Here is a 20,248-nt window from a genome sequence, read left to right as displayed (position 1 = left end):
GTCACTTGCGGGCCGGCGGCAGCACGTTCAGCTCGGCCTTCGGCGGCAGGAAGGCATCGGTCCAGACGGCGGCCGGATCGACCCGCGTCTTGGTGCCGAAGGCATCCGAGACCTGAGAAGCCATCAGCGCAAGCCGGCCCGGCACGACGACGCCGAAACCTTCGGCGCGGGCGTCAGGGCTGGCAACGACGGAATCGATCGCCATCCGCAGCCGGCGCTTTTCGAGGTCGACATTGATGATGCCGTCGCGCGCCTTCACGTAGTCGATCGCCGGGTCGGGATTGGCCATCACTTCCTTCGCCCCCTTCGTGAAGGCCGACAGGAAGGCCTTCACCGCCTGCGGCTGCTCCTTGATCATCTTCGGCGTCGCGATGATCACGTTGCCATACAGCTTGACGCCGTGGGCCGCGTAGGGCAGCACGACGATGTCGGCCGGCTTCACGCCGCGCGCTTCGAGGTTCAGGATCGACGTGAACGAGAAACCGGTGATCGCATCGACGTCGCCGCGCACCAGCATCGTCTCGCGCAGCGGCGGGTCCATGCTGGTCCACTGCACGTTGCCGACGCTGTTGGCCTTAGCGAAGATCGGGAAGGCCCGGCGGCCGGCATCGAAACCGGGAGCGCCGAGGTTCTTGCCGGCGAGGTCGGCGGGCTTGCTGATGCCGCTTTTCTTCAGCGCCAGCACCGCGGCCGGCGTATTGTTGTAGACCATCATCACCGCGACCGGCTTGTTCGGCGCGTCGGGGTTGTTGGCGTGGAATTCCATCAGCGCGGCCAGATCGGCGAAACCCATGTCATAGGTGCCGGAGGCGACGCGTGTGACGGTGCCGCCGGAACCGTTGCCGGCATCGATCGTCACGTCGAGGCCGGCGTCCTTGTAATAGCCCTTTGCGGCGGCGGCGAGGAACAGCGCCGAGGGCCCCTCGAAGCGCCAGTCGAGCTGGAACTTGATCGGGGTCTGGGCAACGGCGGGCAGCGCAAGCAGGACGGCGGCGCCGACCAGCAGGCGGCGCAGCAAATTCGGGGAAGACATCGGGAACGGCTCCGGAGGGTTTGTGAACGGACCCCTGGATTGTGCAATTTGCGTGCGCGGTTTTTCCCTGGGAATTGCACCACGATGGGGTCGCGCGGCCGCCACAGCACCAGAAACGGTGCTCGACATCGGCGACGTGCTCTATATACTGTATGGAACAACAGTATGGGAGGCCACATGCAGATTCTCTACCGTGAAACCTATCGCCCGCGCCCGCTGCTGCAGTTGCCCGGATGGGTCGCTGCCATGTGGCGCTGGCTGTGAGTTGCCTGGCCTGAAATTAACTGCTCGCGGTCGCGGCCGCCGATGCCGCTTGGGTCGGACGCATCCGACGCACCAATGCGTTGGTCACTGATGGCTGGGCGCTGACCTGAACAGCACCATTGCTCCATGGAACGTCGCTGTTGATGCGGCGATCTTTCAACCAACGGAAACCGGCCGGCAGCTTGCCGCCGGACCGCAAAGGAGCAACAAAGATGGCATCGAACTTCAACCTCAAGAAAATCAGCGTCGCAGTTTGCGCGGCAGCAGCCAGCAGCTTCATGCTGATGCCGATGGCTGTTCACGCCGCTGGCGACGCCAAGCCCGCCGCGGCCGCCGACAAGACGATGATGCCGGCGTCGCACCCCGACCGCATGACCTACAGCGACCGCGAGATGTACAAGCCGTGGTCGAACGAGAAGGACGTGCTGAAGAATTCGCTGAAGGCCGGCCAGGACAAGGCGTTCTACAAGAAGGCTCTGAACGATGCCGGCTACCAGATCACCTCGATCAATGTCGAGAAGCCTGAAAAGGTCGAATACGAGGTCGTCAAGGGCGCCCATTCGTATGAAGTTCAGATCGACTTCGACAAGTCAGGCAAGGCGACCAAGGTCGACATCGACGGCAACCTGTGGCGTGCCGATTCGACCAAGGCCGCGATGCGCGGCAACAAGCTCGAAACCCCGCCAGCCTTCGTCGCCGACAACGAGCGCTTCAGCGACCGGGCGCGGATGAAGTCGTGGACGAGCGAGAAGGAGCAGCTCGAAAAGGCTCTGAAGCCGGGCCAGGATACGGCGTCCTACATGGCGCAGCTGAAAAAGCTCGGCTACCAGATCACCTCGACCAATGAGCGCGAGAAGGACTATGTCGAGTACGAGGTCGTCAAGGGCCAGAACAGCTACGAGGTGCAGATCGATCTGGAGGCCGGCAAGGGCAAGAAGGTCGATGTGACCACCAACATGTGGCAGTCCGACGCGACCGAGAAGGCGCTGGCGCAGTCGAGCGCCAAGATGACCACCAAATAATCCATCGAACAGGCCCGGCGCGCCGGGTCGAACGATCATCACCTGCACACCCGACGGACACCCGGGTCGTGCCTCGAGGCCGGAGCTGAATCTCCGGCCTTTTTTGCGTTCCAAGATCTGCTCCGGGTAAACCCGAGCTCGCTTTTCGATTCGACGATCCGTATACTGAACGTCAATCGGCAGGTTCACAGTTGAGACCGCCGCAGCCACAGGAGGCCCCCGATGTTCCCGAAAAATGCCTGGTACGTTGCCTGCACGCCCGATGAAATCTCAGCCAAGCCGCTGGGCCGCAAGATTTGCAACGAATCGATGGTTTTCTACCGCAGCGGCCCCGACGGCCGCGCCGCTGCGCTGGAAAATTTCTGCCCGCACCGGGGTGCGCCGCTGTCATTGGGCAATGTCGTCGATGGCAAGCTGGTCTGTGGCTATCACGGCCTCGAGATGGGTTGCGACGGCAAGACGATTGCAATGCCAGGCCAACGCGTGCGCGGCTTTCCGGCCATTCGCGCCTATCCGACGATCGAGCGCTACGGCTTCGTCTGGGTCTGGCCCGGGGATCCGGCGCTGGCCGACGAAGGCAGGCTGCATCGCCTCGAGTGGGCGGACAACCCGGACTGGGCCTATGGCGGCGGCATGTTCCACATCAACTGCGACTACCGGCTGATGATCGACAACCTGATGGACCTGACGCACGAGACCTACGTCCACGCCACGAGCATCGGGCAACCCGAGATCGACGAGACGCCGACGACGACGAAGATCGAGGGCGACGAGGTGATCACCAGCCGGCACATGGAAAACATCATGGCGCCGCCGTTCTGGCGGATGGCGTTGCGCGGCAACCAGCTGGCCGACGATGTGCCGGTCGATCGATGGCAGATCTGCCGATTCACGCCGCCCAGCCATGTGCTGATCGAAGTCGGTGTCGCGCATGCCGGCAACGGCGGCTACGACGCCGACGCCAAGGTCAAGGCGTCGAGCATCGTCGTCGACTTCATCACGCCGGAAACCGATACCTCGATCTGGTATTTCTGGGGCATGGCGCGCAACTTCAAGCCGCACGACGAGGCGCTGACCGCCAGCATCCGCGAAGGCCAGCGCAAGATCTTCAGTGAAGACCTCGAGATGCTCGAGCGGCAGCAGCAGAACCTGCTCGCCCATCCGGACAGGCAACTGCTGAAGCTGAACATCGACAGTGGCGGGGTGCAGTCGCGCAAGATGATCGACCGCATCCTCGAGGCCGAACGCGCCGCCGCGGCGCCGGCCTGAACGCCGATCAATTTTCCTGCAGAGGATCTCCCGATGAATGTGTCTGACCTTCAGGTCCGGGTTGCCCGCAAGGCGACCGAGGCCGTCGATATCGCGACCTTCGAGCTGGTCAATGTCGACAACCGTCCATTGCCGGCGTTTTCCGCCGGCTCGCATGTCGATGTCCATCTGCCGAACGGCGTGACCAGGCAATATTCGCTGTGCAACGATCCGGGCGAGTCGCATCGCTACCAGATCGGCGTATTGCGCGATCCGGCGTCGCGCGGCGGTTCGGTCGCGATGCACGAGCAGGTCCGTGAGGGCGATGTGCTGCACATCAGCCCGCCGAAAAACCATTTCCCGCTGGCCAGCAAGGCCAGACACCACGTGCTGCTGGCCGGTGGCATCGGCGTCACGCCGATACTGTGCATGGCCGAGCGGCTGGCGGTGACCGGCGCATCGTTCGAAATGCACTACTGCACGCGCTCGCCCGAACGCACCGCATTCCGCGAGCGCATCGAGCGCTCGTCGTTCGCCTCGCAGGTGGCCTTCCATTTCGACGATGGCCCTGCCGAGGACAAGCTCGATATCGGGCCGCTGCTGGCGCCGGTGCGGCCTGGCGTGCACCTCTATGTCTGCGGGCCGAAGGGTTTCATGGACTGGCTGCTCGGCGCTGCGCGCGATGCCGGCTGGCCGGCAGAACAGCTGCACTATGAGTTTTTTGGCGCCGAGGTTGTCAAGTCGGACAGCGATGCCGGCTTCGAGGTCAAGCTGGCCAGTTCGGGCAAGGTGATTCCAGTCGCGAAGGAACAGACGATCGTCGCGGCGCTCGCGGCAGCCGGAATCGAGGTGCCGACCTCGTGCGAGCAGGGCGTCTGCGGCACCTGCCTGACGCGGGTGCTGGAAGGCCAGCCGGACCACAAGGACATGTACCTGACACCCGAGGAGCAGGCGGCGAACGACCAGATGACGCCGTGTTGTTCGCGCTCGCTGTCACCGATGCTGGTGCTCGATCTCTGACGCGGGCCGCCTAACGATGAACGACCAGGCCGGATCCGGACACATCGACCTGCGCGACCAGCCGGGCCACCTGATCCGGCGTGCCCACCAGATTGCGATTGCCGTTTTCCATCACCACCTCGGACGGGAGGTCACGCCGATCCAGTATGCGGTGTTGCGCATCCTGCAGGACAGCCCGGGCATCGACCAGGTCACGCTGGCCCGTCAGGCCGCGCTCGACACCTCGACGACGGCCGATATCGCCGCGCGGCTGGATGCCAAGGGCTGGATCGAACGCCAGGTACTGGCGCGCGGACAACGCAGCCTGCGCCTGACGCCGCAAGGCGCTGCCATCTTGGCTGAACTGGTGCCGGCCATCCGTTCTGTTCAGGCCGAACTGCTCGGCCGCCTGGCCGATGACGAACAGGCCGAACTTTTGCGGCTGCTGCGCAAGTTCGCCGGCGAGGACGCGGCCGCCGACGAGTAGGCGGCCGGCGCGGCGGTCAGGCCGTCGCGACTCCGCGGCGTGCCGGGCGCGCCTGCGACCTGCGCAACTGCACCCGCAGCGCCGCCCAGGCGCCGGCGACGATGCCCGCGGTGGCGAGTGCTGCGCCAGCCGACAGCGTCGACAGGCCGGTCAGCCCCTGGCCGATCGAGCAGCCCATTGCGGTGACGCCGCCAAAACCCATCAGCGTGCCGCCGATCAGGTGATTGACCAGTTCGCCGGGCGACTGGAAATTCTCGAGCCGGAAATCGCGGCGCAGCAGCGCCGACAACACGCTGCCGAGCAATACGCCGACGACCAGCATCACGCCGAAGGTCGCAACGGTGTTCTTGTCGCTCCACAACATCAGCAGATCGAGCGTATTGGCCAGCGGCGCGGTAAAACTCAGCGCTTCGGGCCGATTCGTCTGCGTGCCGAGCCAGGCGGCTTCGAGCGTCTCGGGATGTTCGGCGGCAAAACCGATGTGGCCGGTCAGGTACCAGGCCGCCGGCACCAGCAGGCCGATCAGCGCGCCGCCGAGCCAGTGGGACACGTTCATCGTGCCGCGGTTGCGCCGCAGCCACCAGACAACGGCGACGCAGAAGCCACCGATGATCAGCCAGCGCAGCGGGCCGGCGGCGATATCGGTCGCTGCGGCGAGCAGCGAGCCGCCGTCCTGCGGCATGCCGAGCGCGACCGCCTTCGACTCCAGCCCCTGCACGCGGGCCTCGGCGAACAGGCCGCGCAGCGTCATCGCCGCGGTGATTGCCGCGACCAGCAGCGTGACGACCGCCCGCATGTCACCCGAGCCTGCCTTGACCAGGCTGCGCTGCGGGCAACCGCGCGCGAGGATCATGCCGTAGCCGAACAACGCGCCGCCGACCAGATAGGACAACCAGACGAAGCGCTCGTTCAATGCATTGGTCCGGCTGATATCGAACAGGTTGAACTGGACCAGCAACTGCGTGCCGATTGCGGCCGTTGCCAGCGCAATCAGCCAGCTCGACAGACGTGCCGGCTGGCGCGCTTCGACCCAGTCGGCAATCGCGCCGCGAACGCAGAAACGCGACCATTGGCCGAGCGCGCCAAAGACGATTCCGAGCGCTAGCCCGCCGAGGACGACCCATTGGGTCGATTGCAAAACCGCTGCTGAATCCATTGCCGCACCCGCTATCCGCCAAGACCGGTATTTTCCCTTGTCTCGGAGTTTTTTGCTTGGCGCGGCGTTTTTTCACGATGTGGTCTGGCCGGTGGTTTGGCGAAACAGACCGATGCGTAGAACAACGTGGCTTGGCAGCCGCTTTTCCGGCTCAAGTTTTGGGGCCTGCCGAGAACAATCGTGGAGCACCGGGAGGTGGTGCTCCGCCATGGCCGACCAAGGTACAGAAGACAAACCATTACCAGCGTCAGCGCGCAAGATCAAGAAGGCGCGCGAGGACGGCAACCTGCCGCGGTCGCAGGATTTCGGCCATTTCGCGGCGATCGCGGCGGGCGGCTCGGCGCTGTTCGTGCTGGCGCCGCAGCTGGCCGACTGGTTGAAACAGCTGCTGGCCGAGGCGCTTCGCTTCGATTCGGCGATGGTGATGCAGACCAGCGCGATGACCGAGCGCCTGAATGAACTGGTGCTGAAGCTGCTGGTTGTCGTGCTGCCGCTGGGCATCCTGATGGCCAGCGTCGCGGTGGCCGCCTCGCTGGCGGTCGGTGGCTGGAACTTCAGCATCAAGGCGCTGCAGCCCAAATTCTCCAAATTCAATCCGATCACCGGGCTGCCGCGCATCTTCCAGAAGCAGCAACTCATCAACGCGCTGAAGGCCTGTCTGCTGGCGGTGCTGCTGGCGACCGTCGGCGGCTTCTACCTGAAGCTGCACGTGCTCGACTTCGCCGCGATGCTCGGCATGGCGCTGCCGACCGCCATCGGCCACATGGCAAGCACCATCCTGTACGGGCTGATGTTCATGCTGCTGGTGATCGCCGCCTTTGCGCTGGTCGACGCGCCGCTGCAGCGCTGGTTGCACCTGTCGCGGCTGAAGATGAGCCACAACGAGGTCAAGCAGGAGCACAAGCAGGCCGAAGGCAGCCAGGAGATCAAGAGCAAGATCCGGCAGCTGATGCGCGAGGCCTCGCGCAAGCGGATGATGGCCGCGGTGCCGGGCGCCGACCTCGTCGTGATGAACCCGACCCACTATGCGGTCGCGCTGAAATACGACGAGGCGAAGATGGGTGCACCGCGCGTCGTCGCGAAGGGCGCCGATCTGATCGCGCTGGCGATCCGCGACCTCGCGAAGGAATCGAAGGTGCCGGTGCTGCAGGCGCCGGTGCTCGCGCGTGCGCTGTATGCGCACGGTGAACTGGACCGCGAGATTCCGGCCGCGCTGTTCGGCGCGGTCGCCCAGGTGCTCGCCTACGTCTACCAGCTGCGTGCCGCGATGGCCGGCAAGGCCGCGATGCCGCCCGCACTGCCCACGCTCGACGTGCCGCCAGAACTCGACCCCCACCACGACAAGACCGACGCAACGGAGCAACCCGCATGAATCCCTTGCTGATCAAGCTGCAGACGATGGTCGGCGCCAACGGCAGCGCCGCCAGGGCGTTGATGGCGCCGCTGTTCATCATCCTCGTGCTGGCGATGATGGTGCTGCCGCTGCCGCCTTTTGCGCTCGACCTGCTGTTCACCTTCAACATCGCAATGGCGCTGATGGTGATGGTGGTCGCCGCCTACATGGTGCGGCCGCTCGATTTCGCGGTCTTCCCGACGGTGATCCTGCTGACCACCTTGCTGCGGCTGTCGCTGAACGTCGCATCGACGCGGGTCGTGCTGATCGAAGGCCATACCGGCCCGGGCGCGGCCGGCGCGGTGATCGAATCCTTCGGCCACTTCCTGATTGGCGGCAATTTTGCGGTCGGCCTGATCGTCTTCGCGATCCTGGTCGTCATCAACTTCATCGTCATCACGAAGGGCGCGGAGCGGATCGCCGAAGTCGGCGCGCGCTTCACGCTCGATGCGATGCCCGGCAAGCAGATGGCGATCGATGCCGACCTGAATGCCGGCCTGATCGACGACAAGGAAGCGAAGCGCCGCCGCCGCGAAGTCGGCGAGGAGGCGGAATTTTTCGGCTCGATGGACGGCGCGAGCAAATATGTGCGCGGCGACGCGATGGCCGGCCTGCTGATCCTGTTGATCAACATCGTCGGCGGATTCGTGATCGGCGTTCTCCAGCACGACCTCAGTGCATCGCAGGCCGCCAGCACCTATGTGCTGCTCGCCGTCGGCGACGCGCTGGTTGCGCAGATTCCGTCGCTGCTGATCTCGGTTGCGGCGGCGATGGTCGTCTCGCGGGTCGGCAAGGAGCAGGACGTCGGCAGCCAGATCGCGGCCCAGGTATTCGCATCGCCGCGTTCGCTGGCGATCACCGCCGGCGTGATCGGCCTGCTCGGCGTCATCCCGGGCATGCCGCACCTGGTCTTCCTGCTGATTGCAGGCGGCGCCGCCTACGCGGCCTGGAGCATGCACCGCCGCCAGCAACGTGCGAAGGCGGCACCGCCGCCGGCGCCGGCTGCCGCTCCCGAGGCGAACGGCGAGGCCAGCTGGGACGATCTGCAGCCGGTCGACACACTCGGGCTGGAAGTCGGCTACCGCCTGATCGCGCTGGTCGACAAGGCCCGCGAAGGCGACCTGCTCGCGCGCATCAAGGGTGTGCGCAAGAAGTTTGCGCAGGACGTCGGCTTCCTGCCGCCGTCGGTCCACATCCGCGACAACCTCGAGCTGAAGCCGAGCATGTACCGGCTGACGCTGCGTGGTGCGGTGGTCGGCGAAGGCGAGGCCTTCCCGGGCATGTTGCTGGCGATCAATCCGGGCGGCGCGACGACGCAGCTGATCGGCACCAAGACGACCGATCCGGCGTTCGGCCTGCCGGCGGTGTGGATCGAGGAACGGCAGCGCGAAAGTGCCCAAATGGCCGGATTTACCGTCGTTGATTGCTCGACTGTCGTCGCGACCCATCTTTCACACTTGATGCAGCTCCATGCGGCCCGTTTGCTCGGCCGTGTCGAGACCCAGCAGCTGGTCGACCACGTCACCAGGCTGGCCCCCAAACTGATCGAGGATGTGGTTCCGAAAATGGTTGGCATCGCCGCACTGCAGAAGGTCCTCCAGCTGTTGCTGGAAGAAGGCGTGCACATCCGCGACATGCGCTCGATCATCGAGAGCCTGGCCGAGGAGGCCGCAACGGTGGCCGATCCGGCCGAGCTGGCGCGGCGCATCCGCATCCACATGGCGCCGGCGATCCTGCAGCAGATTTATGGGCCGGTGCGCGAACTCGACGTCATTGCGCTCGAACCCGATCTCGAGCGGCTGGTCACGCAAGCCCTCAATTCACCGCATGGCGCGGCGCTCGACCCTGGCGTTGCCGAAACCCTCAGCCGCAGTGCCAGCGAATCGGCGCGCCGCCAGGAGGACCTCGGACTGCCGGCCTGTCTGCTGGTGCCGGACCTGATCCGCGCGCCGATGTCGCGGCTGCTCAAACGTGCCGCGCCGCGCCTGAAGGTGCTCGGCCACAGCGAAATCCCAGATACCCATTCGATCCGCATCGGCTCGGTGATCGGCGGTACGGCATGAGAGACGCCGCCCGCCATCACCAACCGATCGAGCGCCGCAAGGCATGCACCGGAGACACTGCATGAACGTCAAACGATTCACCGCGCGCACGTCGCGTGATGCACTGAACCTGGTCCGCCAGGCCTTCGGCGAGGATGCGGTGGTGCTGTCGACCAAACCCTGCGACGACGGCATCGAGGTGATGGCAATGGCGCCGGAAAGCGTCGCCCACATCGAGCGGATTGCCGCCAGCGGCGCTGCGTCGGCGCAGGCCGGCGAGTCGCGGCCGGCCCGGTTGCCGCTCGAGGCACGCGCCGCGATGCGTGCCAGCGAGCGCATCGAGCCGATGCGCCCGGCCGCCACGCCGGTCGAATCCGACGTGCAGCAACTGGCGATGAGCACGCTGTCGTTCCAGGACTATGTGCGCGAGCGGATGCTGAAAAAACGCGAAGCCGAGATGCGCGCACAGGCCCAGGCCGCCGCGGCACCGGCGCCCGCCGAGCCGCAGCGCTCGCGCAGCCGCGCCGAGCCGGCCGCGGCGCGGGCCGCGGCTGCGGCCCCGGCGCAGCCGGTGCGCCAGCGCCGCGAGCCGCCGGTGCTGCGCGATGAACTGTCGATGCCGCAACGTTTCGACGATTCACGGTCGGCCGCCTTCGGCGAAGCTGCCGCTGCGCCGCAGGGCCGCCGCGATCAACAGGACATGATGAACGAGCTGCGCTCGATGAAGGGTCTGATCGAGGAGCGGTTCGGCGCGCTCGCCTTCATGGAGAAGATGCAGCGCCAGCCTGCGCAGGCGCGGCTCAGCCAGCGGCTGCTCGACTGCGGCTTCTCGCCGGCGCTGATCCGCAAGCTTGCCGAAGGCATGGGCCCGGAAGTCAGCGACGAGACGAGCTGGGCCGCGGCGGTGCTGGAGCGCAATCTGCACACCGCCGAGCACCAGGCGCCGCTGGAAGACCAGGGCGGCGTGCTGGCGCTGGTCGGCCCGACCGGCGTCGGCAAGACGACGACGACCGCCAAGATCGCCGCTGCCTTTGCAACAAAACATGGCGCGGCCAACCTCGGGCTGATCACGCTCGACGCCTACCGCGTTGCGGCCCACGAGCAGCTGCGCGCCTACGGCCGCATCCTCGGCGTGCCGGTGCATACCGCGCACGACCGCGCGTCGCTGGAGGACCTGCTCGAGCTGCTCGCCGGCAAGAAGATGGTGCTGATCGATACCGCGGGCATGGCGCAGCGTGACGCGCGCACGAAGGAATTGCTGGAGATGCTGTCGCACCGCAGCATCAAGAAATTGCTGGTTGTCAATGCGGCCGCGCAGGGCGAGACGATCGAGGACGTGCTGGTGTCCTACCAGGCGAACCAGGCGCGCGGCATCGTGTTGTCGAAGATCGACGAGGCGGTCAAGCTCGGCCCGGCGCTCGACGCGATCATCCGCCATCGCCTGACCGTGCTGGCCGTTGCCAACGGCCAGCGGGTGCCGGAGGACTGGCACCGGTTGTCGGCCCATGCGCTGGTGCAGCGCGCGGTGCGTGCAGTTGCCGCACCGGCCTGGAAGGTCGCTGCCGACGAAGTCAATCTGGTGTTCTGCGCGCCGCAGAACCAGCCGCCGCTGCGCCAGAACGGCCGCGATGCCGCGATGCAGGCCTGATCGACGACCGACCGCCCACTGACCCAGCCTCCATGACCGAATCCCTTCGTCGCCCGCAAGACCAGGCCGATGGCCTGCGCCGGCTGTTTGCCCGCACCCAGGCACGTTTTCTGCCGGTGGCATCGAATCCGCACATGACATTCGGCGGCGTGATGCTCGAGCGCATCTGCACCGCGCTGGCGAGTTACGGCGCCCACACGCTGGTCGTCGACGCCGCGGAGCGCGCGCCGCAGCCGAAGGAGTGGTCGGTGATGGAACTCGGCGAATGCGTCGAGCCCCTGTCGGCCGACGTCTCCTACCTGGCGGCGCGCGGCTTGCCGCTGCGTTTTGTCGACACCCATGGCTCGGCGACCGGTTTTCTGCACGCCGCCGCCGATGCCTGCCCGCAGGCCGACATCGTGCTGGTCCATGCCGGTGCGACCGACCTGTGCCGGATCTTCGGCCGCGCCGACCCGGCCCGTTGCGCCCAGCCGCTGGTGCTTGCCGACGAACATCCGGCCAGCGTCACCCACGCCTATTCGAACATCAAGCTGCTGAGCCAGCGCGGCGGCCATGCGGTGCAGGACCTGCTGCTCAGCGCTGGCCGGCAGTCGCGCCGGGCCGAGCGGATCATCCGCCAGCTGGCGCGCTGTGCCGACGATTTTCTTGCCGCCGCATTGCGCGAGACGCTGCGCGTCGATCCCGCCTGCCCGCCCCACGAGGCGAGCGACGAGGCGCTGCTGGCCTGGGCCCGCGGCGTGATCCGCTCGGCAACCCCTTCGGCGCTGGCGTCGCCACAGGCTGATCCTGCCTGGTCATCGGCGGTCGCGAGGGCCTACCGGGCCACCGATGCCGCGATGGCTTTGAACTGATTTACCCGGAGTAGCGCATGTACACCGCAAAAGGTCGTCTCGACGTCAATACGATGCTGAAGCAGTACAGCCCGCTGGTGCGCAGGCTGGCGCACCAGATGATCGCCAAGCTGCCGGCCAACGTCGAGATCGACGACCTGATCCAGGTCGGCATGATCGGCCTGACCGATGCCTTGAGCCGCTTCGACAGCGACCAGGGGGTGCAGTTCGAAACCTTCGCGACGCAACGCATCCGCGGTGCGATGCTCGACGAACTGCGCGGCAACGACTACCTGTCGCGCGGCACCCGCAAGCACCAGCGCAGCATCGAGACCGCGGTGCACAAACTCGAGCAGAAACTCGGCCGGGCGCCGCAGGAAAGCGAGATCGCGAAGGAGATGGGGCTGTCGCTCGCCGACTACCAGGAACTGCTCGGCAAGGTTCGCGGCACGCAGCTGGTCTATCTGGAGGACATGTCGGGCGATGACGGCGACAACGATTTTCTCGATCGCCATGTCGCCGACGAGTCGCTGAATCCGCTGGCGCAGCTGCAGGATCATCGGATGCGCGAGGCGCTGGTCGAGGCGATCAAGCTGCTGCCCGAGCGTGAGCAGTATGTGATGAGCATGTATTACGAACACGACATGAACCTGAAGGAAATCGCCGCGGTGCTGAAGGTGACCGAATCGCGCGTCTGCCAGCTGCACAGCCAGTCGATCGCACGATTGCGCGTGAAGCTGCGCGAGTTCTGAACGAAGCCGCGCCAGCCGCCCGATGTTGCGCCTGGCGTTTCGATGGCCTTTGCCGGCCCTGCTGGTCTGGCTGGCGGCGTGGATCGTCTATCGCCAGCTCGCGCAGATCGCGGTGGAGCCGGCGTTTGCAGCATTGATTGCCGCAGGCCTGGCCGGAGTGGCCGCGCTGGCTGCCGGCACGCGCTGGCGCCGTCTCTTCATCGCGGCCGGGTTTCCGGTCTCGCTGCTCGCCGCCGGCAGCCTGACCGGCTGGTCGGCGCTCGCCTGGCTCGCCCCCTTGCTGCTGTTGCTGCTGCTGTACCCACTCGCCAGTTGGCGCGATGCACCGCTGTTCCCGACTCCGCAAGCTGCCTTGCGCGGCATTGCAGAAATCGCGCCGCTGGCGCCCGGTGCGCGCATCGTCGACGCCGGCTGCGGGCTTGGCGCCGGCCTGGCGGAGCTGCAGCGCCGCTATCCGCAGGCCAGGTTGACCGGGCTCGAATGGAGCTGGCCGCTGACGATCGCCTGCCGCCTGCGCTGCCGCTTCGCGACGGTGTTTCGGGCCGACATCTGGCGTGCCGACTGGTCCGGCTTCGAGATGGTCTACCTGTTCCAGCGGCCCGAGAGCATGGCGCGCGCAGTGGCGAAGGCGCGGCAGGAACTGGCACCCGGCGCCTGGCTGGTCAGCCTCGAATTTGCTGCCACCGGCCTGCAGCCCGACGCCCGCATCGAAGCGGTCGACGGCAAGCCGGTCTGGCTTTACCGCGCACCGTTTGTCGATGCCGGCAGCGCAACGCGACGTGGTTCGTCGGTGACGACGAAATCGGCCACATCGTCGAGAACCGGCGCCAGCCAGCGCAACGGCCAGGCAAAGGCGCCGAGCAGCGTGACGTGATTGACGCGTCGGTAAACCCGCTGGGTCACCGGCACGCCGGCGTCACGCAGCCGTGTGGCCATCTGGGCCGCATTGCGTTGCGGGTCGACCAATGTGTCGTCACCGGCTGCGCCGATGAAGGCAGCGGGTGACCCAGGGCCGGCAAAGTCGATCGGCTGCGAGTTCGGCGGATAGTCCGGGTGGTGGAATACCGGCTTGACGTCGGGATTGCTGATCGGCAGAAAATCGTAGGGACCGGCCAGGCCGATCCAGCCGGCCAACTGCTTCGGGTCCGAGCCCTGCACGCGCAGCCAGCGGCCGTCGAGCGCGAGCATCGCCGCGTTGTAGGCGCCGGCGCTGTGGCCCATCACGAACACCCGCTGCGGATCGGCGCCGAGTTCGCTTGCATGGCGCAAACCGTAGGCGAGGGCGCGTGCGCTGTCGCGCAGGAAATCGGGATAACGCACTTCCGGGTAGAGCCGGTAGTCGGCGATCAGCGCCAGCACCCCGCGCGCGGCCAGCGCCTCGCCGACAAACTTGTAATCGGCGCGTTCGCCGGTGTTCCATGAACCGCCGTAGAAAAATACGACCATCGGCAAACCGCTCGCCGGTGCGGCGCCCGAAGGGCGGTAGACGTCAAGGCGCTGCCGCGCATGCTCGCCATAGGCGATGCCTTGGGTGAACCGGCTGCGCTCCGGGACGACGGCATTGAGCGTTGCGATCGGCGACGCGCAGGCCGCAAGCAGCGTCGCCGTGGCAATGACAAGCAGGGGATACATAAGGGCTTTCGGTGGCATCCGTGCTGTTACGCAGCAGGGCGCGTCGTGGATGCATCGAACGCGCGCCGTGAACGATCGGCGTTGGGCGGGGTCGATCTCTTTCGACGATCAAAATACCATCCGCATGAGACTTCCCGACCGACCTTTCGATGCCGTGCCCGGCGCACGGCTGCTGCTCGCGATGCTGGCCGGCAGCTGGCTGCTGCTGGCTGCACTGCCGCCGGCCGCGGCCGCCGACGCGGCGATGCGGGGCGACGCCATCGTTGCCGCGGCCTACCTCGACCCGGTCGACCGCTATGGCCACTTTGCGCTCGGCAAGCCGCACGAATATGCGCGGGTCAGCGCGACCACCGGCAGCGGCCGGCAACTGCAGTTCGAATTGCCGAAGGAGCTGGTCTTCGAGGACTTGCAGCCGCGCATCGTGACGCTGTCGGCCGGTGCCGAGCCGCAGCTGCTGACGATCGTCAGCGGGCGCGATGGCGGCGCCCGGTTGATGCTGCTGCGCCGCGACGGCGATCGGCTGCTGCCGGCGGCGCAGTCGGCACCGGTCGGCCGGTCGATGCGCTGGCTCAATCCGGTCGGCGTTGCCGACCTCGACGGCGACGGCCAGGCCGAAATCGCCGCGGTGCTCACACCACACATCGGCGGCACGTTGAAGGTCTACCGCCAATCGGGCGACCAGTTGATCGAGATCGCGGCATTGGCCGGCTTCTCGAACCATGTCTACGGTTCTGCCGAACTCGGCTTGTCGACCCCGCTGGCAGTCAACGGCCGGATGAGCCTGGTCGTGCCGGACAACGCTCGGCAACGGCTGCGCGTCGTCGCGCTCGCCGACGGCCGGCTGGTCGAAACCGCCAGCTGCCCGCTCGACGAGGCGCTGACAGGCGCGCTGCAGCCGCACAGCGATGGCCGCGTCGAACTGGTCGGCCGGGCCGGGCGGCGCCTGATCGATCTGACGAGCTGCCGGCGCTGAGGCTCGCGTCAGCCGCCGGCAGCTGCGCGGTCAGCCGAGCCGCTGCCGATGCCGCTCGATCTGCCGACGCACCTGCGCCGGCGCGGTGCCGCCGAGTACCTGCCGCGCATTCAACGATCCAGCCAGGCTGAGCACCTCGAAGACATCGTCGGTGATCGATGCGTGGAAGCCCTGCAGCGTTGCCAGCGGCAACTCACTCAGATCGACACCCTGGCCGATCGCCGCCTTCACCGCATGCGCAACAACCTCGTGCGCATCGCGGAACGGCAGACCCTTCTTGACCAGGTAGTCGGCGAGGTCTGTTGCGGTCGCATAGCCGCGCAAGGCTGCACGTTCCATCGCCTCGCGCTTGACGGTGATGCCGGCAACCAGTTCGCAGAAGATGCGCAGCGTGTCCTTCAGCGTGTCGACGGTGTCGAACAGCGGCTCCTTGTCTTCCTGGTTGTCCTTGTTGTAGGCCAGCGGCTGGCCCTTCATCAGCGTCAGCAGGCCCATCAGATGGCCGACGACGCGGCCGGTCTTGCCGCGGGCGAGCTCCGGCACGTCCGGATTCTTCTTCTGCGGCATGATCGAGCTGCCGGTGCAGAAGCGGTCGGCGAGGTCGATGAAGCCGAAGTTCTGGCTCATCCACAACACCAGCTCCTCGCTGAACCGCGACACGTGAACCATGCACAGGCTGGCGGCGGCAGTAAATTCGATCGCGAAATCGCGGTCGCTGACCGCATCGAGGCTGTTCTGGCAGATGCACGGCTCGCCATTCGCATCGACCATGCCGAGCGTGCGCGCAACCTGCTCGCGATCGAGCGGAAAGCTGGTGCCGGCCAGCGCCGCGGCACCCAGCGGCAGCCGGTTCGTGCGGCGCTCGACATCGGCCATCCGTTCGGCGTCGCGCGCAAACATCTCGACATAGGCCAGCAGGTGGTGGCCGAAACTGACCGGCTGAGCGACCTGCAGGTGGGTGAAGCCGGGCAGGATGACATCAGCGTTGGCATCGGCAACCTCGACCAGCGCACGCTGCAGCTCGCTCAGAAGCCCGCCGATCGATCGGATCTCGTCGCGCAGCCACAGCCGCACGTCGGTGGCGACCTGGTCGTTGCGCGAACGCCCGGTGTGCAGCCGTTTGCCGGCGTCGCCGACCAGCTGCGTCAGCCTCGCCTCGATGTTCAGATGCACGTCCTCGAGGTCGAGTTTCCATTCGAAGCGGCCGGCCTCGATCTCGTCGCGGATCTGCGCCAGGCCGCGACGGATTGCCGCCAGATCGTCGGCACTGATGATCTGCTGCGCCTCGAGCATCGCCGCGTGGGCGAGGCTGCCTTCGATGTCGGCACGCCACAGCCGCTGGTCGAAGTCGACGCTGGCGGTATAACGCTTGACCAGCTCGCTCATCGGCTCGGAGAACAGGGCGGACCAGGCTTCGGATTTCTTGTCGAGTTGATTGGCGGACATGGGCGGCAGCGGCCTCGGCGGCGCTTTCGTGGCAGAAGGAACCACCGGCAGCCACGGTTCGGTGCCGGTTGGTGTGCGCACATTGGCGACAATGTGGATCCGGGATTCTATCGAGCCCCTTTCTTGGCCCCGTCCAGCACCGACCTGCCCGCCATCCGATGACCGCGCCTTCGCCGCCGCCACCCGTCGATGCGTCGCCAGCGTCGCCGCGTCCCCGTGGCGAACCATCGGCCTGGGCCGATACCGCGGAATCGCGGCTGTTCGACGAAGCGGGCCAGCGCCCGCCGGCGGCGGTGGCGGTCGATGACGCGATCTTCGACGTCTGCCACGTCGGCATGGTGTTGCGCGCGGTGCTGTTCGTCGAGGTCGTGCTGGCACTCGGCGTGCTGTTTGTTGCCGCCGATGCCGGCGATGCGGCGCTGCGGCTTGCCTTCGCATCCGCATTGGCGATGCCGGCGCTGCTGCTGTGGCTGTCGGCCACCTGTCTGCTGCGGCGCCGCCTGGCGGCGCTCGGCATGGCCGGGCAGCGCGGGGTCTCGACGCTGCTCGGCGCGTTGAGCGCAGGTGCTGGCTGGGCCCTGCTCGAATGGGCCGGCCAGGGGCTGATCCCGCTGGCGCCGTGGTATGCGTCGGTGGCCAGTGGGGCGGCACTCGCGCTGCTGCTGACCTCATGGCTGCAGCAGCGCAACCGCGGCCGCCTGCCGGCCGATACGCGGGCCAGGCTGGCCGAGCTGCAGTCGCGGATCCGGCCGCACTTCCTGTTCAACACGCTGAACAGCGCGCTCGGCCTGGTCCGGCGCGATCCGCAACGCGCCGAAGCCTTGCTGGAGGATCTGGCCGAGCTGTTCCGCGTCGCGCTGGCCAGCGATGCCAGCGTCGTCACGCTCGGCGAGGAGATCGCGCTGGCCGAACGTTACCTTGCGATCGAGCAGATCCGCTTCGGATCGCGGCTGCAGGTGGTCTGGCAGCTCGATCCGGCGGCGGCCCATGCGCGGGTGCCGCCGTTGCTGCTGCAGCCACTGGTCGAGAATGCGGTGCGCCATGGCGTCGAGCCGGATCCGGCCGGCGGCGTGATCCGCATCGTCAGCCGTGTCCGCCATGGTTTTGCGTGGTTGTCGATCACGAATACCTTGCCGGCTGCCGCGCCCGGGCGTTCGACCGCGGGGCAGGGCATTGCGGTCGACAATGTGCGCGAACGGCTGCAGCTGATGCACGACATCGCGGCGCGTTTCGAAATCGAGGCCGACGGGCAGAAATTTCGCGTCCAGCTGGCGGTGCCGCTCGGCGGCAGCCGACATGCCGGCGCGCCCGCCACCGCCACCCCGGGCACGCCGTCGAGTCGGCCGGCCGGCGGAGTGCCGAGATGAAAGTGCCGATGCCGCCACTGCGTGTCCTGATCGTCGATGACGAGGAGCCTGCGCGCTGGCGAATGCACCAGTTGGTCGAGGAAAATGCAGAGCCGCGCTGCCAGGTGGTGGGCGAAGCGTCCGATGCCGATGCGGCCGAAGCCTGGCTCGCGGACCACGACTGCGACCTGATCCTGCTCGACATCGCGATGCCCGGGCGCGACGGCGTCGCACTCGCCGCGTCGCTCCGGCGCGCCGCTGGCAACGACGCGCCGGCGCTGATTTTTGTCACCGCCCATGCCGAACATGCGCTGAAGGCCTTCGAACTTGCCGCATCCGACTATCTGACCAAACCGGTGCGCCGCGAGCGGCTGCTGGCCGCGCTGCAACGCGTTGCCGAGCAGCTGGCATTGCGCCGCCGGCCAAGCGGCGAAGCGGCCGCAAGCACTGCCGCGCCGGACGATCCGCCGGCCATCGTCATCACAGATCGCGGGCGTGTCGTGCGGGTGCCGCTCGACGAGGTGCTGTATCTGAAGGCCGAACTGAAATATGTCACGGTGCGCACACCGAGCCACAGTCTGGTCCACGACCAGTCGCTGGCCGAACTGGAAACCCGCCTCGGCCCGGGTTTCTTGCGCATCCACCGCAATGCGCTGGTTGCCCGCAGCGCGGTGCGCGCGCTGGAACGCCGCGTCGTTGCCGGTGGTGATGACGACGGCGGCGAATCGTGGGCGGTGCTGATCGCCGAGGTCGACGAATGGCTGGCGGTCTCGCGGCGGCAGGTACAGGCGGTACGCGATGCGCTGCTCGCCGCCGGCCACTGAAACAGGCCAGCAGCCCCCAAGTTTGCCGGGTAGACGGGGCCTCGATCGCGGCGTAAGTTCAATGGCTCTGAAGCCCGCGAAGCGAGGAGATCACGATGGCCAGCACCGACCGACCCAAGGTCTGCATCGACCGCCTGTTGCCGACCGAAACACACCGATTCCAGTCGACTGTTCGCCGCGGCGGCAGCCTGCGTGCGATATTGGTCGCCAGCAAGATGTGGATGAACGGCAGCACGCTGCGCGTGCGTTTTCTCGGCGGCACCGCCGAGCAGCGGGCCAAGGTTCGTGAGCAGGCCGGCTGGTGGTCGGCGCATGCGAACCTGAAATTCGATTTCAACGATGCGCCGGATGCCGAAATCCGCATCGCCTTCGATCCTAACGATGGCGCATGGTCGTATATCGGCACCGACAACCGCAGCATCCCGTTCAACCAGCCGACGATGAACCTCGGTTTCATGGACGGCGGCACAACCGCGCATGAATTCGGCCATGCGATCGGCCTCGGCCACGAGCACCAGAACCCGGCCGGCGGCATCCAGTGGAATGAGCCGGTGGTCTTGCAGAGCCTGGCAGGCCCGCCGAACAACTGGGACGAATCGACGATCCGTCACAACGTGCTGAGGAAATACAGCGTCGACCAGATCCGCGGCACCCAGTTCGATCCGAAATCGATCATGTTGTATTTCTTCCCGGCAAGCTGGACGACCAACGGCATCGGCACGCGGGCCAATGAGGAAATGTCGGCGATGGACAAGGCCTTCATCGCCAGCGCGCAGGCCTACCCAAAAACCGCGCCGACCGTCGATGATGCGGTCGAGCTGACCGTTGACGCGCGGCGCCGCACCAGGGCCAGCATCGGCAAGCCGGGCGAGGAGGACCTGTTCCGGTTCCGTGTTGACAACGGCGGCAGATACATCATCGATACCCAGGGCCCGACCGATGTCGTGATGAAGCTGTTCGGCCCGGACAGCAAGACCGACGTGATTGCCGAAGACGACGACAGCGGCGTGCGCCTCAATGCACGGATCGCCGGCGCGCTGGTCGAAGGCGAGTATTTCGTGCAGATCCGCCACTACAGCCGTGCCCGCACCGGCGAATATTCGATCCGGGTGCGCAGCGCGTGACACGGCCCGAGGGGGGGTGAGGCCGGACG

18 protein-coding genes are annotated in these 20,248 nt (G+C 66.7%); 13 read left to right on the top strand and 5 right to left on the bottom strand.

Annotated features, from left to right (window positions below; genetic code table 11):
* Position 1: 1 nt before the first annotated feature.
* Both ACNH6H_RS01070 and ACNH6H_RS01065 read right to left on the bottom strand, forming a co-directional pair.
* Positions 2 to 1,033: an ABC transporter substrate-binding protein gene (locus ACNH6H_RS01070; RefSeq protein WP_418314877.1), complete on the bottom strand. Its 1,032-nt coding sequence runs from the start codon at positions 1,031 to 1,033 to the stop codon at positions 2 to 4.
* A gap of 280 nt (positions 1,034 to 1,313) precedes the next feature.
* Positions 1,314 to 1,577 (bottom strand): hypothetical protein, encoded by a 264-nt coding sequence (locus ACNH6H_RS01065; protein WP_418314875.1) that lies wholly within the window; start codon positions 1,575 to 1,577, stop codon positions 1,314 to 1,316.
* A gap of 10 nt (positions 1,578 to 1,587) precedes the next feature.
* Between ACNH6H_RS01065 and ACNH6H_RS01060 the strand changes: the two genes are divergently transcribed.
* From ACNH6H_RS01060 to ACNH6H_RS01045, 4 genes are all read left to right on the top strand, one after another.
* Entirely contained in the window at positions 1,588 to 2,319 is a 732-nt protein-coding gene (locus ACNH6H_RS01060) for a hypothetical protein (RefSeq protein WP_418314874.1), read from the top strand.
* A 222-nt stretch (positions 2,320 to 2,541) separates the two neighbouring features.
* Entirely contained in the window at positions 2,542 to 3,588 is a 1,047-nt protein-coding gene (locus ACNH6H_RS01055; protein ID WP_418314872.1) for a Rieske 2Fe-2S domain-containing protein, read from the top strand.
* 33 nt (positions 3,589 to 3,621) lie between these two features.
* The gene (locus ACNH6H_RS01050; protein WP_418314870.1) at positions 3,622 to 4,587 is read left to right on the top strand and encodes a PDR/VanB family oxidoreductase; all 966 of its coding nucleotides are present in this window, start codon (positions 3,622 to 3,624) and stop codon (positions 4,585 to 4,587) included.
* Positions 4,588 to 4,603: 16 nt separating this feature from the next.
* Positions 4,604 to 5,053 (top strand): MarR family winged helix-turn-helix transcriptional regulator, encoded by a 450-nt coding sequence (locus ACNH6H_RS01045; protein ID WP_418314869.1) that lies wholly within the window; start codon positions 4,604 to 4,606, stop codon positions 5,051 to 5,053.
* Between the two features lie 16 nt (positions 5,054 to 5,069).
* On the opposite strand, the gene ACNH6H_RS01040 is transcribed toward ACNH6H_RS01045, so the two are convergent.
* Positions 5,070 to 6,191 (bottom strand): YeeE/YedE family protein, encoded by a 1,122-nt coding sequence (locus ACNH6H_RS01040; RefSeq protein ID WP_418314868.1) that lies wholly within the window; start codon positions 6,189 to 6,191, stop codon positions 5,070 to 5,072.
* 226 nt (positions 6,192 to 6,417) lie between these two features.
* Here ACNH6H_RS01040 and flhB point away from each other — a divergent pair, with 226 nt between their 5' ends.
* The 5 genes from flhB to ACNH6H_RS01015 all read left to right on the top strand — a co-directional run bounded on the left by flhB (position 6,418) and on the right by ACNH6H_RS01015 (position 12,874).
* Positions 6,418 to 7,581 (top strand): flagellar biosynthesis protein FlhB, encoded by a 1,164-nt coding sequence (gene flhB, locus ACNH6H_RS01035; protein WP_418314867.1) that lies wholly within the window; start codon positions 6,418 to 6,420, stop codon positions 7,579 to 7,581.
* Complete coding sequence (gene flhA, locus ACNH6H_RS01030; protein WP_418314866.1) at positions 7,578 to 9,665, top strand: flagellar biosynthesis protein FlhA; 2,088 nt, start codon at positions 7,578 to 7,580, stop codon at positions 9,663 to 9,665. The genes flhB and flhA overlap by 4 nt, the downstream gene beginning before the upstream one ends.
* A 61-nt stretch (positions 9,666 to 9,726) precedes the next feature.
* Positions 9,727 to 11,292, top strand: coding sequence for a flagellar biosynthesis protein FlhF (gene flhF, locus ACNH6H_RS01025; RefSeq protein WP_418314865.1), 1,566 nt, complete (start codon positions 9,727 to 9,729; stop codon positions 11,290 to 11,292).
* A 32-nt stretch (positions 11,293 to 11,324) separates the two neighbouring features.
* On the top strand, positions 11,325 to 12,143 hold the full coding sequence (locus ACNH6H_RS01020; protein WP_418314864.1) for a MinD/ParA family ATP-binding protein: 819 nt from the start codon (positions 11,325 to 11,327) through the stop codon (positions 12,141 to 12,143).
* 17 nt (positions 12,144 to 12,160) lie between these two features.
* Positions 12,161 to 12,874: an RNA polymerase sigma factor FliA gene (locus ACNH6H_RS01015; protein WP_418314863.1), complete on the top strand. Its 714-nt coding sequence runs from the start codon at positions 12,161 to 12,163 to the stop codon at positions 12,872 to 12,874.
* 738 nt (positions 12,875 to 13,612) lie between these two features.
* Here ACNH6H_RS01015 and ACNH6H_RS01010 read toward each other — a convergent pair.
* On the bottom strand, positions 13,613 to 14,506 hold the full coding sequence (locus ACNH6H_RS01010) for an alpha/beta hydrolase (RefSeq protein WP_418314862.1): 894 nt from the start codon (positions 14,504 to 14,506) through the stop codon (positions 13,613 to 13,615).
* Between the two features lie 124 nt (positions 14,507 to 14,630).
* Between ACNH6H_RS01010 and ACNH6H_RS01005 the strand changes: the two genes are divergently transcribed.
* Positions 14,631 to 15,479, top strand: coding sequence for an FG-GAP repeat domain-containing protein (locus ACNH6H_RS01005; protein WP_418314861.1), 849 nt, complete (start codon positions 14,631 to 14,633; stop codon positions 15,477 to 15,479).
* A gap of 30 nt (positions 15,480 to 15,509) precedes the next feature.
* On the opposite strand, the gene argH is transcribed toward ACNH6H_RS01005, so the two are convergent.
* Positions 15,510 to 16,925 (bottom strand): argininosuccinate lyase, encoded by a 1,416-nt coding sequence (gene argH / locus ACNH6H_RS01000; RefSeq protein ID WP_418314860.1) that lies wholly within the window; start codon positions 16,923 to 16,925, stop codon positions 15,510 to 15,512.
* Positions 16,926 to 17,083: 158 nt separating this feature from the next.
* Here argH and ACNH6H_RS00995 point away from each other — a divergent pair, with 158 nt between their 5' ends.
* The 3 genes from ACNH6H_RS00995 to ACNH6H_RS00985 all read left to right on the top strand — a co-directional run bounded on the left by ACNH6H_RS00995 (position 17,084) and on the right by ACNH6H_RS00985 (position 20,219).
* Positions 17,084 to 18,292 carry a sensor histidine kinase gene (locus ACNH6H_RS00995; protein WP_418314859.1) on the top strand — a complete coding sequence of 403 codons (1,209 nt, stop codon included), beginning with the start codon at positions 17,084 to 17,086 and terminating at the stop codon, positions 18,290 to 18,292.
* On the top strand, positions 18,289 to 19,095 hold the full coding sequence (locus ACNH6H_RS00990; protein ID WP_418314858.1) for a LytR/AlgR family response regulator transcription factor: 807 nt from the start codon (positions 18,289 to 18,291) through the stop codon (positions 19,093 to 19,095). The genes ACNH6H_RS00995 and ACNH6H_RS00990 overlap by 4 nt, the downstream gene beginning before the upstream one ends.
* Positions 19,096 to 19,190: 95 nt before the next feature.
* Positions 19,191 to 20,219 carry a M12 family metallopeptidase gene (locus ACNH6H_RS00985; protein WP_418314857.1) on the top strand — a complete coding sequence of 343 codons (1,029 nt, stop codon included), beginning with the start codon at positions 19,191 to 19,193 and terminating at the stop codon, positions 20,217 to 20,219.
* Positions 20,220 to 20,248: the final 29 nt, after the last annotated feature.

The organism is Pseudideonella sakaiensis, assembly GCF_048320135.1.
Lineage (GTDB): Bacteria > Pseudomonadota > Gammaproteobacteria > Burkholderiales > Burkholderiaceae_C > Ideonella_A > Ideonella_A sakaiensis_A.
The sequence above is the reverse complement of the archived record's forward strand: the minus strand, read 5'-3'. Positions and strand labels throughout refer to the sequence as shown.